Here is a 13,961-nt window from a genome sequence, read left to right on the forward strand (position 1 = left end):
TATACTCCTATTTCTTAAAAAAGTCAACAATTAATGTTTGTTTTTGTGTTTTTTTAATTAAAAAATTTCGATATCAAAACCAATTTGATCCACTTGACCAGGTTCTAGGAGACGAACATTCTTCTTATCTTCTAGATGATCTCCTTCTTCAAGGGATGTTGACAAGCCAGACCAGGGTTCAAAAGCAATGAAAGGACCTTTATTCAAAGTTGACCAGATAATGAGATTTGGAAACTCTGCAAAGTGCACTTTCAATCCCTTATCATGTTTACGAGAACGAAGGGCAATTGTTCTAGATTGCAATTCATCTAAGGTGACTGCATCAGTGCTGAAAAGATCATAGCTGAGGTCTAATTCTTTTTGACCTTCTAGCCATGGACTTCTATCTTGAAAATCAAGCATACCTGTTTCTGGGAAAGGACGTGGAACAGAGCAAGTCTCTTCTTTTTCAAACTCTAGATAATAATCTTCATAGACTTCATCATCAAGCAGAGGACAATTAAATCCTGGATGTCCACCAATAAAGTAAGGCATGACCTTGCTAATTTCTTTATTAAATATTTTGTATTGAGTCCGCACTGTCTTTCCAGTAAGGATATAAGTGATTTCTAAGCGGAAATGATAAGGGTAGTTCTGATAGCTATTCTCATCGTCTTCAATTGCAAAAGTTACACTATTATCTGTCTGTTCAACTAATTCAAATTCTTTCTTACGAACCAAACCATGACGAGGAATCTTTCCTTTGATTTCTTGTCCATTATCATCTATATAAAGTGCTGTATCCTCTCTCAATGAACCACAAATTGGGAAGAGAACAGGAGCTTGTCCACTCCAATAAGTAACATCTCCTTGCCACAAATACTCAACTCCCTCGGCATCTTTTATAGAAGAAAGAGCCCCACCAAAACTGTTAAATTCAACTCTTAATTGTTCTGATTTTAATTCAATTACCATTATTTTCTCCGATTTCTTGATAGTTTATAAAAAACTAGGTTGTCACTCCTAATGGTATGACAACCTAGTTTCAACAATTTACATTTTATAGGAGCGCATTATTTTGCTTTTGCTGCGTACTCTTCGTTACGTTTGATCATTTGTTTTCTGTACCATGCAAAGATACCGATATAGAATACAAGGAAGACTACAGCACCAAGGATTGCTTTGATATCACCAGTTGTAGTGTTACCAATTGTCCAACCAAGAAGTTTTTCGATTGGTCCTTCAAGAGTTGAGTGAGTAATCAATTGAGTTTGGCTCACACCTTCTGGGAAGGCACCTACACCTTTAGCAAGTTCTGTCGCAAATGGTGCGATAAGTGTACCTGAAAGAAGGAAGAGTGGCAACAAGAGTGTTCCGAAGATAATCATACGGAGTAATTTACCACGAGTTACAACCAAGAGAGCTGGAGTAACACCCATAGCGATGATACCTGCAAGTGGCAAAATACCATTTCCGACTTTTGAAAGAAGCACAGCTTCAATCAACATGATTGGTGCAAGTACGTTGGCACAAGCCCAGATTTCAGCACGACCAGCGATGAATGGCCAGTCAAGACCGATATTAAACTTACGTCCTTCCAAACGTTTAGTAGCAACGTTTGTAATACCTTGTGAAAGTGGTTCTACGGCCGCGATGAACCATGAACCGATAAGTGAGAAGAGTTCCAAAGACACACCGGCTGTCAAACCAAGAGACAACCAACCTTTGATAACTTCTTGCCAGTTTGCAGCATCTTTAAGTCCTTCAACTGGATGTGGAGTACCCATCAAACCGATAACGATACCAAGGATGAAACCGATGAAGAATTTAGATCCCCAGAAACCGATTTTCTTGTTCAATTTAGCAGCATCAAAGTCATATTTATCAAGACCTGGGAAGAATTTTTCAAAAATCTTATCCAAAACCATGATAACTGGGTTCATCATGTAGTTCATGTGAGTTGAAGTCATTGGTGATGAACTTGGTGCGTTAAGAAGGTCATCAAATGTAGGTTTCATCAAATCAGAGTTGATGATTTTAAGAACACCTACAAGGACAACTGCTGCAGTGGCGATGAAGAGTGAAACCCCTTGGCTTACACCGTTGTTGTCTGCATACCATTTAATCAAAAGACCTGTGATAGACAAGTGCCAGATATCGAAGATATCAACGTCAAGTGTATCAGTTTTCTTCATAGCAAGCATCACTACGTTGACAATCAACATGATGAGCAAGAAGTAAAGTGTCCAAGCAGATCCCCAAGTGATTGTAGCAAGTGGTGCCCAACCAACGTCAGTGATGTTCAATTGAATACCAGTATTTTCAACGAATTTTGCAAGTGATGCTGAGAAAGCACCATTCAGCATACCGATGATAGCACCGATACCAGTAAGAGCGATGGCAAGTTTGATACCACCTTCAAGTGCTTTGGAGAATTTCACTCCAAAAAGTAGAGCCAATACTGTCAAAATGATCAGCATGATGATTGGCCCACCCATATCCAAGATAGGTTTGAACAGCTTATTGGCTAGTTCGATAATGACATCCATAATAGTTCCTCCCTTTTTATAGTTATATGAATGTTAACAAATTAAAATTAGCTTAACCCGTGTTCTTTGATAGCTGCTTCAATATTATCAAATACTGGAGCACTCATTGCTGGGATACGGAATAAGATTGGTCCAGCTTCGATAACTGGAATACCTGGGTCAAAACCAAGATCTGTTGCAGCAATTGGTGTAAAAATGTCATAACCTTTGATAAGATCTTCGTTAACGTCTTTTACCATGACTGCATCACAGTGAACATCAAAACCGCGGTTTGAAAGTTCTTCTTCAAGAGCACTTTTAATTTGGTGGCTTGAGTTAACACCTGCACCACAGGCAGCAAGAATTTTAATCATATGGATTTCCTCCGATTTAATATTTTTAATAGACAAGATTAAGCAATTGCTTCAGCTATATAAGCATAGAGGGCTTCTGGCTCAGAAATTTTTGAAAGGTCTTCAAGATGACCATTTCCAGTAAAGAAGTCCATCAACTGAGCAAGAATGTTTGTTTGACTTGAACTTGAGTTATTAATGATAAAGAAGAGTAAAGATACTTCTACTTCCTTATCTGGTGCAATCATATTGTGGAAAGTCACTGGTTTATCTAATCGAACGACCACAACTTTTTCAGCTAGATTATGAACAATATCTGTGTGAGGAATAGCCACATTTGGCAAATCCTTACCTAAAAATTCCATATCTAAGCCAGTTGGAAATGACTTTTCACGTGTGATCAAGGCTTCACGATAGGTTGGAGTTACGATTTCCCGTTCTTCCAATAAAGTTGCAACCTGATCAAAGAGATGTTCTTGATTATCCGCTTCTAAGCAAAACACAAGGTTTTTGTCAAAGAAATGATCTAATCCCATAAGGTTTTTCCCTTCTTTCCATTAACTTTATGCTATAAGTATAACACTATATGAAATCGTTGTCAATATTTTTTGTTGTTTTTTGTCCCTTTTTTGATTATTTTGTTTATTTTTTATCTTTACAATCAAAACAAACGTTTAAAACAAACACTTTAAACGATTTAATCCTATTATAAATGCAAAAAAACAGGCCTATTTAAGCCTGTTTTACTATTGATTCTTATGTAAATTTCCTATGAACAAGAAAAACAATTATGATAACTTATTCTTCATCCATGCTCAAGACGCTAAGAAAGGCTTCTTGTGGGACTTCTACTGATCCGATAGCTTTCATACGTTTCTTACCAGCTTTTTGTTTTTCAAGGAGTTTGCGTTTACGAGAAACGTCACCACCATAACATTTAGCAAGTACGTTCTTACGAAGGGCCTTGATATCCGTACGAGCCACAATCTTGTGTCCAATAGCCGCTTGGATTGGAACTTCAAATTGTTGACGAGGAATAATTTTCTTGAGCTTATCAACGATGAGTTTCCCACGTTCGTAGGCAAAATCCTTGTGAACGATAAAGCTAAGGGCATCGACTTTATCACCATTCAAAAGGATATCCATTTTCACAAGTTTAGATGGGCGATACTCTGACAATTCGTAGTCAAAGCTTGCATAACCACGTGTCGAAGACTTAAGCTTATCAAAGAAATCAAAGACGATTTCAGCCAGTGGAATTTGATAGATAACATTGACACGGTTATCATCGATATAGTCCATAGTCACAAAGTCCCCACGCTTACGCTGAGCTAATTCCATCACTGCTCCAACAAACTCCTGTGGTACCATGATTTGCGCCTTAACATATGGCTCCTCAATGGTCGCAATCTTAGTTGGATCTGGGAATTCAGACGGGTTGGACACATCCATAGACTCACCGTCAGTCAAATTAACCTTATAGATAACAGACGGAGCTGTCATGATGAGGTCGATGTTAAACTCACGTTCCAAACGTTCTTGGATAACATCCATATGGAGAAGTCCAAGGAAACCACAACGGAAACCAAATCCAAGTGCCTGTGATGTTTCTGGTTCAAATTGGAGACTAGCATCATTCAGCTGCAATTTTTCAAGAGCTTCACGTAAGTCATTGTACTTGTTTGACTCGATAGGATAGAGACCCGCAAAGACCATAGGGTTCATCTGCTTGTAACCATGTAATGGCTCAGTCGCAGGATTGGTTGCCAAGGTAACGGTATCACCCACACGAGTGTCCTGAACCGTCTTGATAGAAGCCGCAATATAACCAACGTCACCAGTCGCAAGGAAATCACGACCAACTGCCTTGGGTGTAAAGATACCGACTTCCGTAACATCAAAAGTCTTGCCATTGCTCATGAGCTGAATCTTATCGCCAGGTTTAACCACCCCATCCATGACACGCACTTGAAGAATAACTCCACGGTAAGCATCATAAACAGAGTCGAAAATCAAGGCCTTAAGTGGTGCCGTCACATCACCTGTTGGCGCTGGCACTTTTTCTACGATTTGCTCTAGAATTTCTTCGATACCAATACCAGCCTTAGCAGAAGCCAAAACTGCTTCGCTGGCATCCAAACCAATGACATCTTCAATCTCTGTACGCACGCGCTCTGGATCTGCAGCCGGCAGGTCAATTTTATTAATGACAGGCATGATTTCCAAATCATTGTCCAAGGCCAGATAAACATTGGCAAGAGTTTGAGCCTCAATTCCTTGGGCAGCATCGACCACCAAAATCGCTCCCTCACAGGCAGCGAGCGAACGTGAAACTTCATAGGTAAAGTCTACGTGTCCTGGCGTGTCAATCAAGTGGAAAATATAAGTCTCGCCATCTTTTGCCGTGTAATTCAGCTCGATGGCATTCAACTTAATGGTAATCCCACGTTCCCGCTCTAAATCCATGCTATCCAAAAGCTGGGCCTGCATTTCACGACTTGAAACCGTCTCTGTTTTTTCTAAAATGCGGTCTGCTAGAGTTGATTTCCCATGGTCAATATGGGCGATAATAGAGAAGTTACGGATCTTCTCCTGTCGTTTTTTCAATTCTTCTAAGTTCATGATTCTCTTCCTTTCAGGGTATCTATTTATTATAAATTGTTTTTGACATTTTGACAAGACCATACCCTGCTAGGAGTACTAATCTTCAGCGACAAAGCCGTCATTCTCGATAAAGTGATGTTCTGTCATCCCTTGGTCTGTAAAGACGATTCCATGAAGGACACCACCATAAACAGCTCCTCCATCCATTCCAATCTTGCCATCTTCTGTAGTCCAAAGCTCTGCTGTACCACGTTCTTGGTTCAACAAACCATAAACAGGTGTGTGACCAAAGACAATGATTTTTCCAGTATGATTTTCTGCTTCATGGAATGGTTTTCTGAGCCAGACTTTCTTGTAATCTGTGGTTTCATGCCAGTCGTCTAAGGTCAAATCAATACCTGCGTGCACAAAGATATACTTGTCTGTCTCTACCACAAATGGCATTTGACGAATAAATTCGACCAAGTCTGCTGCTTCAGTAGCAACACGCTTGGCATCTTCTACTCCATCAACCGGTGCATCCAAGGGACGACCTAGGATAGAGTTAATGGTTGTATCTCCACCATTTCGACGATAATGGTCATAACTTTCTTCTGGGTTATCGAGCCAAGTTAAAAACATATACTCGTGGTTTCCTGATAAACAGATAGCCCCTTGATTGTCCACTAAGTCCTTAACCATCACTAGAACACGGCGACTATCTTCACCACGGTCAATCAAATCCCCTAGAAAGAGCAACTGGGTCTGACCATCCCATGTTTTGAGAAGGTCTTCCAGCATCCCAGCTTTTCCGTGAACATCTCCAATTACATAATAGTCTGTCATCTTATTTCTCCCTGTTTCTCAACAATTCTCTGGCTTGCGTCAGGGCTGCTTCCGTCACATCATCACCTGCCAACATCTTGGCAACTTCCTCCACTCGCTCTTCAACCGTCAAAAGACGAACAGTCGAAACCGTTGAATGCTCATTACTAATCTTCTCAATAAAGAATTGATAATCTGCAATCGCAATCACTTGTGGCAAGTGGGAGATAGCTAGAACCTGACCATGTTGGCCAATCTTGTGAATCTTCTGTGCGATGGCTTGAGCTACACGACCTGAAACTCCTGTATCCACCTCATCAAAGACAATGCTGGTCTTGCCTTCTTTACGAGAAAAGGCAGACTTAATAGCTAGCATGAGACGAGATAATTCCCCACCAGATGCAACCTTAACCAAGGGTTTAAAGTCTTCGCCAGGGTTGGTTGAAATGTAAAACTCGACCATTTCATTGCCCTCACGACTGAATTTGCCCTTGCTAAAACGAACCTGAAACTGGGCTTTTTCCATATAAAGATCTTGAAGCTCTTGTTTAATCTCTGCTTCTAGCTGCTGAGCTAAGTCATGACGAGCAGATGCAAGCTGGCCTGCCAAGTCGACAAGATTAACTTCCAATTTCTTGAGTTCGGTTTCCATATCCTCAGATGAAAGGTTATTTCCTGTCAAGAGATTGTATTCTTCCGTAATCTTGGCGAAATAAAGCAAGACATCGTCTACAGTCCCACCATATTTACGCGTAATGGTATGAAGGAGGTCCAAACGATTCTCAACCTGCATAAGACGATTGCCGTCAAAATCAAGGTCCTCAATGATAGCTTCCAGACGTTTGCTAATGTCTTCTAAGACATAGTAGGTCTCAGACAGAGAGCTTGAAATTTCACGGTATTCAGGGTCATACTCTTCGACACTTTCCATGTCATTCATGGCCGAACGAACATTGGCCAGACTTGAAAAGTCTTCATTGTCCAACATGCTGTAGGCATTGGTCAGCGTATCCGCAATATTTTTATGGTTTAGGAGTTTCTCTCGTTCTCGGTTGAGAGCCAAGTCTTCCCCTGCTTGCAAATTAGCCGCCTCAATTTCTGCCATTTGAAATTCCAACATTTCGATACGTGCCTTATGTTCTTGTTGGTTTTTCTTGACTTCCAAAACCTGCTTACGCATTTTACGGTAGGCATCAAAACTCGTCTGATAGGTTTCTTTTAGGTCCCAAAAAGCTGCATCGCCAAATTCATCCAACATTTGAATATGAAGTTGAGGACGCATTAACTCCTCTTGGTCATGCTGACCATGAATATCTACCAGATGTTGCCCAATAGCACGCAAAACAGACAGATTAACCATCTGGCCATTGACACGACTAATACTACGACCATTTTGCAAGATTTCTCGACGGATGATAATTTCATCACCCATTTCCAAACCTTGCTCATCAAAAATTTCCTGTAAAAGGCGGCTATTCTCAACTGAGAAAAGCCCCTCAATCTCTGCCTTTGGCGCACCATGACGAATAACATCTGTCGTCGCACGAGCCCCCAACATCATATTCATGGCATCAATGATAATCGACTTCCCTGCACCCGTTTCACCAGTCAAGACAGTCATCCCCTTTTCAAAATTGAGGGAAATAGCCTCAATAATGGCAAAGTTTTTTATCGAAATTTCAAGTAACATATAGACCTACCAATTTTTTACTTGTTCAAAGATTTCCTCAGCTAGATTTTCACTTCTGGCAATGACTAAAATCGAGCTATCGTCAGCTAAACAGCTAAAAATCTTGTCAGCAAAAGTCTCAATTAACTGAGCTTTTACAAAAGCTGTATTTCCTGGGATAACTTGGAGATTAATCATCTTGTCCATTAATTCAGCTGACTCAATATTGTCTTCAGCCAGTTGCAAACTTTTTACGATTGATTTTGGCAATTCATAGACATAGGTATTGTCTCTCAAAGGAATTTTGACAATCCCCAGTTCTTTGATATCTCGGGATACCGTTGCCTGAGTGGCAGTAATGCCTGCCTCTTTCAAATGTTCTACGATTTCTTCTTGTGTACCGATTTGATAATCTGTCACAAATCGTCTAATTTTTTCAAGTCTCTCTTTTTTATTCATTTTTAAATTGACTATGCGCCCTCTCTACTACTTCTTCAATCTCAGCAAGAACTTGATTGCTTGCTGACTCTTCTTTTTTCAAATACGCTAAAAATTCAATATTGCCATGACCACCTTGGATGGGAGAAAAGTCCAAACCAAGGACTGAAAAGCCTTCCTCTACTGCCATGGTTGTGACAGATTCAAGGACATGTTGATGGACCTTGGCATCTCGAATAATTCCATTTTTTCCAATCTGCTCACGTCCTGCCTCAAACTGGGGCTTAACCAAAGCCACGGCCTGACCTTGATCAGCTAATACTCGGTGCAAGGCCGGAAGGATCAGACTGAGGGAAATGAAACTCACATCAATACTGGCAAAGCTCGGTTCCTTTTCGAAATCAGTCTTCTCTGCATAGCGGAAATTGAACTGCTCCATGCTGATAACCCTTGGGTCTTGGCGTAATTTCCAAGCCAACTGATTGGTACCAACATCGACTGCAAAGACCAACTCGGCACCATTTTGCAACATGACATCGGTAAAACCTCCAGTAGAAGCCCCGATATCAATCGTGGTCGTGCCATCCACTGACAAATCAAAGACCTGCAAGGCCTTTTCCAATTTCAAGCCACCACGGCTGACATACTTGAGTTTTTCACCTTTGAGTTTCAGCTCAGTGTCATCGGGAATTTTCTCTCCTGGTTTATCAAAACGTTCTCCATTCAGAACTGCTACGACTAGGCCAGCCATTACACCACGCTTGGCCTGCTCTCTCGTTTCAAACAAGCCCTGTTTATAAGCTAGTACATCCACTCTTTCCTTAGCCATTGATTCTCAAACTTTCTACTACTTTTACAATCGATTCTATCTCAAAGGGAACCTGCTGGGCAATTTCTTCTAATTTGGCATTAGCTTGATCCAGAGTTTGGTTACAAAAGGCAATAGACTCTTCCAAGCCCAACAAGGCTGGATAGGTTGATTTTTCTGCCTGTAGGTCCTTTTGTGGTGTCTTGCCAATTTCCTCAAAACTAGCTGTCACATCCAATACATCATCTCGAACTTGAAAAGCAAGCCCAATCAATTCCCCAATAGTTTTCAACTTTGCCTGCATCTCAGGAGCCAATTCGGCTATAATAGCAGCTGCTTGGAAGGGATAGGCTAGTAGTTTTCCAGTCTTATTAGCATGAATAGTCTGGAGTTCTTCCAAAGACAAATGCTGGTGTTCACCCTCCATGTCCAAAACCTGCCCTGCCACCATGCCCAGACTTCCTGAAGCTAGGGATAAGTTAGCAATCAAGTCCACCTTGATCTGACTTGGCAAATCTGCCTGCGCTATCAAGGCATAAGAATCTAGGAATAAAGCATCTCCAGCCAAAATGGCCATAGCTTCACCGAATTTCTTGTGATTGGTCAAGCGTCCCCGACGGTAATCATCATCATCCATAGCTGGAAGATCATCGTGAATCAAACTACCTGTATGAATCATTTCTAATGCTGCAGCCACCTGCGCGTGAGCAGGTTTGATGGTAACTTGTAAGGCTTCCAGAACTTCTAACAAGAGAAAGGGTCGAATACGCTTGCCACCAGCATGAATGGAATAGAGAACAGACTCTCGCAAACTAGAGGCAAACTGCTGGTCTCCATAAAAATCTTCCAAGGCTGACTCGACAAGAGCTAATTTTTCTTGCTTTTTCATTCAAAATCACTTTCTGTTCCATCTTCTTGCATGACCTTAACTAAGGTCTTTTCAGCCTTGTCCAGCGTCGCTTGGAGCTCTTTTGACAAGACCATACCCTTTTGAAAGGCAGCAATCGCATCTTCCAGAGCAATTTCACCATTTTCCAAACTTTGGACAATGGTCTCCAGTTCTGCTAGATTTTCCTCAAATTTCTTTTGTTTTGACATCTTTAACCTCTAATTCTACTTGACCATCTCGCATCAAAAGCGTCACTTGGTCTGTTATCTTTAAATTCTCAACCGAATCTACAACGGACTCTTCTTTTTTGACAATAGCATAACCACGCGCCACGATTCGACTGGTATCCAACATCAGCAAGGCTTCCGAAAGTCGTTTCACCTCAGCAATCTTGGCGTCGTAAACCAGCGCCATTTTGCTACGGAGGAGCTTGTCCAACTGAGCTAGACGGTCTTGATAACGTTGAATTTTGGTAACAGGTGATAATTGTACCAGTCGATGCGTCCTTGCTTGGACTAGTTGGTTGCTGTCAGAAATCCGTGTTCGCAAACTTTGTTTTAAGCGCAGTTGCAGCTGATCCAAGCGTTGCAAATAACCATCATACAAACGCTCTGGCTGTCTAAAGATGACTGACTGACTGCATTTTTTCAAAGCTTCTTGTTTCTTAGATAGGACATTTCGGACTGCTGTCGCCATCCGTTTTTCTTGATTTTGTAAATGAGCCAATACATCCAACTTGGTCACAGGTGTTGCTAGTTCAGCTGCAGCTGTTGGCGTTGCAGCCCGTCTATCTGCCACAAAATCCGCCAAGGTTACATCTGTCTCATGCCCCACACTAGAGATAACTGGCAAACGAGATTCAAAAATAGCTCGTACCACAATTTCTTCGTTAAAGGCCCAGAGATCCTCGATAGAACCCCCTCCACGACCAATAATCAGCAAGTCCAAATCGTCCCGTTGATTGGCACGCGCGATATTTCGAGCAATTTCTTCTGCTGCTCCATCACCTTGTACCTTGGTCGGATAGAGAAGAATGTCCACACCTGGAAAGCGCCTGCTGACGGTCGTGATAATATCTCGAATAACAGCTCCACTACGACTGGTCACCACACCAATTCTCTTAGAAAATTGAGGAAGAGGTTGCTTGAAGCGTTCTTGAAACAGACCTTCTTCCGTCAATTTTTTCTTGAGTTGTTCAAACTGAATCGCAAGCGCCCCAACCCCATCAGGCTCTGCCTTTTCAATGATGATGGAGTAGCTACCACTTGGTTCATAGACCTGTACACGCCCAATCACATTGATCTTCATTCCTTCTTCCAGATCAAAGCCTAATTTCTGATAAATCCCAGACCAGATGGTCGCTTGAATGACTGCATGATCATCCTTTAGGGAGAAGTATTGGTGAGTAGGTCGTTTACGAAAGTTGGAAACTTGACCAGTTAAATAGACCCGTTCCAAGTAAGGGTCTTTATCGAATTTCATTTTCAGATATTTGGTCAAAGTTGTTACCGATAAATACTTTTCCATCTCCACCTACTATTCATTTCCTTGCTCTTTCATGGGTATTATTATACCAAAATTATGCCTAAAAATCTTCATTTATGTACCATTATAAGGGAAAAATAGAAAAAGGAGGCAAGGCCTCCACATCTGATTATTTGCTGTTTCGAGCTTCTTCCAAAATCTTTGCAATCTTGGTCGTCAAAAGGTCAATAGCAACGGTATTGCTAACCCCTTCAGGAATGACGATATCAGCATAACGCTTGGTTGGTTCGATAAACTGATGGTACATTGGTTTAACCACGCCTAAGTACTGGTCAATAACGCTATCAAGACTACGGCCACGCTCTTCCATATCACGCTTGATCCGACGAATAATGCGCACATCATCATCCGTATCCACAAAAATCTTGATATCCATCAAATCGCGCAGGCGCTTGTCCTCTAAGACCAAAATCCCCTCAACGATAAAGACATCTTGAGGCTCCTGACGATAGGTCTTGCTGCTTCGTGTATGCTCTGTATAGTCATAAGTCGGAATATCCACTGGACGCCCTGCCAACAATTCCTTAATCTGCTCAATCATCAAGTCTGTATCAAAAGCAAAAGGATGGTCATAGTTGGTTTTGACACGCTCTTCAAAGGTCAAATGAGACTGATCCTTGTAGTATGAATCATGCTCAATCATGGAAATCTTTTCATCAGGGAAATGCGATAAAATGGCTCTTGAAACACTGGTCTTACCTCCACCAGAACCACCTGTCACTCCGATAATGATTGGTCTATTTTGCATGCTATCCTCCGTTTTTTTATCCGTCGTCTATTCTATCATAATTTTTGGGAAATTTATAGTCTGATTTGCATAGTCTTAGGGAAACATTTCCAATCCCTACACCCAGTTAGACTAGCTAAAAACCTTCCTTGGCTTGTAGAGATTGTCCCTTTTTTCTAAAATAGCTAGCAATTTATCTCCCTCAAAGGCAGCTAATTCTTGGTCTGTTTGGGCGAGCTCGATAAAACGACCAAAGCGCACTTCTGTAGCCTCTTCTGAACTTAGAAAAACTTTGACAAGGTCCCCAGTCCCAATCTCTAGAGGATGGAGAAAGTCCAATTGGCCAGCCCCCACTTTTACAGCAATTTCTTCCAAGGTAAGAGCATCTTCTAGTTGCAAACCAGCTGCACTAGTCCGTGTTAAATGTGACATATGGGCAGCGTATCCAAGATTCTCTCCCAAATCAACTGACAAGGTTCGGATATAAGTCCCCTTACTGCATTTTACACGAAAAGTGAATCGTGCAAGTTCACCCTCATAAGAAATCGGACTTGTCCGCTCAAAGCTATAAATAGTTACCTGACGTTCTGGACGCTCCACTTCCTGACCAGCACGCGCATACTCATAGAGCTTACGACCATTAACCTTGACAGCCGAATACATAGGAGGAATCTGAGTAATAGACCCAGTCAAACTAGCGATTGCTTCAGCGACAAGCTTTTCATCCAAGGGCGATAAAACTGGTGTTTCTGCGACCACTTCCCCACTGGCATCCTCAGTTGTCGTGGAATAACCGAGAGTAATCTCCCCCTCATAGACCTTGCCCTCATCCTGCATAAACTCAACCATGCGTGTCGCCTTACCAACCGCGATGGGCAAAACACCCACCACATCTGGATCCAAGGTCCCACCATGACCAATTTTCTTGGTTCCCAAAATCTTACGCAGTTTAAAAACCGCATCATGCGAAGTCATCCCCGCTTCTTTTTTTAAGTTGATAATACCGTTCATTCATTAACTTTCTAAAAATACTAAAACTCTCTTTATGATAACGAAAGACTTCTTTCCTTTACCAAAGGTCACATAATCCATGCCCTTGTCGTTAAAATATAAGTTTTTCCCTTTTGTTGAAGATATTACTTCGTTCCCTCTACTATTTTTTCATGTTTTATCTATGTTGAGTTTTTAAATGCAAGGCAAAGCCGGCAGTCACTTTTTCAAATCCAACTGTCTGATAAAACTGATGTGCAGCATTTCGTTCAGCGGTTAATCCACTATTTAGAGCCAGTGCCTCAACTCCTTCTTTTACCGCTTGTTTTTTCAATTCATCGATTAGCCTACTAGCAATTCCTTGTCGTCTTGTTTCTTTTGCAACTGACAAAGCTAAAATACGATAGTAAGATCCATCTGCTTCAAAAAAGAAGAGCTTCGCATAACCTAAGAAACCTAAAATTTCTCCGTTTCTTTCAGCTAGAAGACAGCCATAATGTGGTTGAGAAAGAATCATTTCTAAACGTCGAGACAGCTTAGAAGCGGTCGTTGGATAGCCCAAGTCTTCGTATAGAGACAGTAGTGCTTCAGCATCTTTCATGGTTGCTTTTCGTATCTGCATAGGAT

Annotated in this window: 15 protein-coding genes and 1 pseudogene; all 16 read right to left on the reverse strand. The window is 41.4% G+C overall.

The features are described from left to right. Positions 1 to 57: 57 nt before the first annotated feature. Entirely contained in the window at positions 58 to 954 is an 897-nt protein-coding gene (locus tag QM843_RS07855) for an aldose 1-epimerase family protein (RefSeq protein WP_261062418.1), read from the reverse strand. A 98-nt stretch (positions 955 to 1,052) separates the two neighbouring features. Beyond that, positions 1,053 to 2,528: a PTS galactitol transporter subunit IIC gene (locus QM843_RS07860; protein ID WP_414304734.1), complete on the reverse strand. Its 1,476-nt coding sequence runs from the start codon at positions 2,526 to 2,528 to the stop codon at positions 1,053 to 1,055. A 47-nt stretch (positions 2,529 to 2,575) separates the two neighbouring features. Then, positions 2,576 to 2,881 carry a PTS sugar transporter subunit IIB gene (locus tag QM843_RS07865; protein WP_000590547.1) on the reverse strand — a complete coding sequence of 102 codons (306 nt, stop codon included), beginning with the start codon at positions 2,879 to 2,881 and terminating at the stop codon, positions 2,576 to 2,578. A 38-nt stretch (positions 2,882 to 2,919) separates the two neighbouring features. Next, positions 2,920 to 3,396 (reverse strand): PTS sugar transporter subunit IIA, encoded by a 477-nt coding sequence (locus tag QM843_RS07870; RefSeq protein WP_000521972.1) that lies wholly within the window; start codon positions 3,394 to 3,396, stop codon positions 2,920 to 2,922. Positions 3,397 to 3,658: 262 nt separating this feature from the next. Beyond that, positions 3,659 to 5,482, reverse strand: coding sequence for a translation elongation factor 4 (lepA, locus tag QM843_RS07875; protein WP_001047210.1), 1,824 nt, complete (start codon positions 5,480 to 5,482; stop codon positions 3,659 to 3,661). 78 nt (positions 5,483 to 5,560) lie between these two features. Further along, positions 5,561 to 6,289, reverse strand: coding sequence for a metallophosphoesterase family protein (locus QM843_RS07880; RefSeq protein WP_414304733.1), 729 nt, complete (start codon positions 6,287 to 6,289; stop codon positions 5,561 to 5,563). 1 nt (position 6,290) lies between these two features. Beyond that, entirely contained in the window at positions 6,291 to 7,958 is a 1,668-nt protein-coding gene (gene recN / locus QM843_RS07885) for a DNA repair protein RecN (protein WP_078238630.1), read from the reverse strand. A gap of 6 nt (positions 7,959 to 7,964) precedes the next feature. Further along, entirely contained in the window at positions 7,965 to 8,396 is a 432-nt protein-coding gene (locus tag QM843_RS07890) for an arginine repressor (RefSeq protein ID WP_049499393.1), read from the reverse strand. Further along, positions 8,389 to 9,204, reverse strand: a complete 816-nt coding sequence (locus QM843_RS07895) for a TlyA family RNA methyltransferase (RefSeq protein ID WP_414304732.1) — start codon at positions 9,202 to 9,204, stop codon at positions 8,389 to 8,391. Before QM843_RS07895 ends, QM843_RS07890 begins: the two co-directional genes overlap by 8 nt. Beyond that, complete coding sequence (locus QM843_RS07900) at positions 9,197 to 10,072, reverse strand: polyprenyl synthetase family protein (protein WP_414304731.1); 876 nt, start codon at positions 10,070 to 10,072, stop codon at positions 9,197 to 9,199. Before QM843_RS07900 ends, QM843_RS07895 begins: the two co-directional genes overlap by 8 nt. Beyond that, a complete protein-coding gene (locus QM843_RS07905) occupies positions 10,069 to 10,281 on the reverse strand; it encodes an exodeoxyribonuclease VII small subunit (RefSeq protein WP_000043226.1) in 213 nt (70 codons plus the stop codon). Before QM843_RS07905 ends, QM843_RS07900 begins: the two co-directional genes overlap by 4 nt. Continuing rightward, positions 10,259 to 11,599 (reverse strand): exodeoxyribonuclease VII large subunit, encoded by a 1,341-nt coding sequence (gene xseA / locus QM843_RS07910; protein WP_414304730.1) that lies wholly within the window; start codon positions 11,597 to 11,599, stop codon positions 10,259 to 10,261. Before xseA ends, QM843_RS07905 begins: the two co-directional genes overlap by 23 nt. A gap of 127 nt (positions 11,600 to 11,726) precedes the next feature. Further along, a complete protein-coding gene (gene udk / locus QM843_RS07915) occupies positions 11,727 to 12,365 on the reverse strand; it encodes a uridine kinase (RefSeq protein WP_001181376.1) in 639 nt (212 codons plus the stop codon). A gap of 111 nt (positions 12,366 to 12,476) precedes the next feature. Continuing rightward, complete coding sequence (gene truB, locus QM843_RS07920; protein WP_414304729.1) at positions 12,477 to 13,355, reverse strand: tRNA pseudouridine(55) synthase TruB; 879 nt, start codon at positions 13,353 to 13,355, stop codon at positions 12,477 to 12,479. A 33-nt stretch (positions 13,356 to 13,388) separates the two neighbouring features. Beyond that, a pseudogene (locus tag QM843_RS07925) lies at positions 13,389 to 13,481 on the reverse strand (alpha/beta fold hydrolase); the annotation flags it as partial. A gap of 31 nt (positions 13,482 to 13,512) precedes the next feature. Next, positions 13,513 to 13,956: a GNAT family N-acetyltransferase gene (locus tag QM843_RS07930; RefSeq protein WP_261249956.1), complete on the reverse strand. Its 444-nt coding sequence runs from the start codon at positions 13,954 to 13,956 to the stop codon at positions 13,513 to 13,515. Positions 13,957 to 13,961 lie beyond the last annotated feature (5 nt).

This window comes from Streptococcus mitis, assembly GCF_047463435.1.
GTDB lineage: Bacteria > Bacillota > Bacilli > Lactobacillales > Streptococcaceae > Streptococcus > Streptococcus mitis_DS.

Coding starts and splice junctions, on each gene's coding strand:
- QM843_RS07855 (WP_261062418.1), bottom strand. CDS start 954: ATGGTAATTGAATTAAAATCAGAACAATTAAGAGTTGAATTTAACAGT.
- QM843_RS07860 (WP_414304734.1), bottom strand. CDS start 2,528: ATGGATGTCATTATCGAACTAGCCAATAAGCTGTTCAAACCTATCTTG.
- QM843_RS07865 (WP_000590547.1), bottom strand. CDS start 2,881: ATGATTAAAATTCTTGCTGCCTGTGGTGCAGGTGTTAACTCAAGCCAC.
- QM843_RS07870 (WP_000521972.1), bottom strand. CDS start 3,396: ATGGGATTAGATCATTTCTTTGACAAAAACCTTGTGTTTTGCTTAGAA.
- lepA (WP_001047210.1), bottom strand. CDS start 5,482: ATGAACTTAGAAGAATTGAAAAAACGACAGGAGAAGATCCGTAACTTC.
- QM843_RS07880 (WP_414304733.1), bottom strand. CDS start 6,289: ATGACAGACTATTATGTAATTGGAGATGTTCACGGAAAAGCTGGGATG.
- recN (WP_078238630.1), bottom strand. CDS start 7,958: ATGTTACTTGAAATTTCGATAAAAAACTTTGCCATTATTGAGGCTATT.
- QM843_RS07890 (WP_049499393.1), bottom strand. CDS start 8,396: ATGAATAAAAAAGAGAGACTTGAAAAAATTAGACGATTTGTGACAGAT.
- QM843_RS07895 (WP_414304732.1), bottom strand. CDS start 9,204: ATGGCTAAGGAAAGAGTGGATGTACTAGCTTATAAACAGGGCTTGTTT.
- QM843_RS07900 (WP_414304731.1), bottom strand. CDS start 10,072: ATGAAAAAGCAAGAAAAATTAGCTCTTGTCGAGTCAGCCTTGGAAGAT.
- QM843_RS07905 (WP_000043226.1), bottom strand. CDS start 10,281: ATGTCAAAACAAAAGAAATTTGAGGAAAATCTAGCAGAACTGGAGACC.
- xseA (WP_414304730.1), bottom strand. CDS start 11,599: ATGGAAAAGTATTTATCGGTAACAACTTTGACCAAATATCTGAAAATG.
- udk (WP_001181376.1), bottom strand. CDS start 12,365: ATGCAAAATAGACCAATCATTATCGGAGTGACAGGTGGTTCTGGTGGA.
- truB (WP_414304729.1), bottom strand. CDS start 13,355: ATGAACGGTATTATCAACTTAAAAAAAGAAGCGGGGATGACTTCGCAT.
- QM843_RS07930 (WP_261249956.1), bottom strand. CDS start 13,956: ATGCAGATACGAAAAGCAACCATGAAAGATGCTGAAGCACTACTGTCT.